A 1088-nucleotide genomic window follows, 5' to 3' on the forward strand; every position below is an offset into this window, starting at 1 on the left:
TGCGGTCGACTCTGAGTACAAGCTGAAATTGAATGACGACTCGCGTCGCTTGTATCAAGTCAACAAAGAAGTCATCAATCCAGAACATCCATTTTCAAAATTCTCTGTCGGCAATTTAGATACGCTTGGCGACCGAGATGGTCAGTCTATTCGTGATGAAATTGTCGAGTTTCATCATTCTCAATATTCAGCCGATCTTATGACGCTGACGTTGTTTGGGCCTCAATCTCTTGATGAGCAGCAAGCTTGGGTAGAAGCCATGTTCGCTGACATCCCTAATCATCAATTAAGTGGCAAATCGATTAACGTACCGATTGGGACTGAAGACAGCACCGGAATTTTGGTTCAAATTGAGCCCATCAAAGAGTTTCGCAAACTCATTCTCACCTTCCCTATGCCGGGAATGGATAAACACTACGGCGTGAAGCCTCTCTCTTATTTCGCTCATTTGTTAGGTTACGAAGGCGAAGGGAGCTTGATGCTTCAACTGAAAAGCAAAGGCTGGATCACTTCCCTATCAGCCGGCGGCGGGGCAAGTGGCAGCAACTATCGTGATTTTACGGTCAGTTGTACACTCACACCAGAAGGGTTAGACCACGTTGATGACATCATTCAAGCTGTCTTCCAATATCTAACCATGATCAAACAAGACGGAATGAATGAGTGGCGCTACCTAGAGAAGCAAGCAGTGTTGGAGTCGGCATTCCGCTTTCAAGAACCTTCACGCCCTCTCGATTTAGTTAGCCATTTAGTCATCAATATGCAGCATTATCAGCCGCACGATATTATCTATGGCGACTACAAAATGTCGGGCTATGATGAAGATCTGCAACGTTCTCTGCTGCAATATTTATCTGTCGACAATGTCCGCGTTACGCTGATCGCCAAAGGACTTGAGTACAATCGCACTGCGGAGTGGTATTTCACCCCCTACTCCGTCACTCCATTCAGTAGCGAGCAAAAACGCTTCTTCCAACAAATTGATCCGCGTTGGCAGTTTGTTCTGCCAGAGAAGAACCCGTACATTTGTTACGACCTCGACCCAATGCCCTGTGAAACCGGGGGCTCACTACCGGAATTGATTGAAG

The 1088-nt window shown here is 46.5% G+C and carries 1 protein-coding gene; it reads left to right on the forward strand.

Annotated features, from left to right (window positions below; all coding sequences use genetic code 11):
* On the forward strand, positions 1-1088 hold a 1088-nt coding region (locus R7Q38_RS24570), incomplete at both ends, for an insulinase family protein (protein ID WP_318114682.1).

Source organism: Vibrio sp. Vb0598 (genome assembly GCF_033338935.1).
Lineage (GTDB): Bacteria > Pseudomonadota > Gammaproteobacteria > Enterobacterales > Vibrionaceae > Vibrio > Vibrio alginolyticus.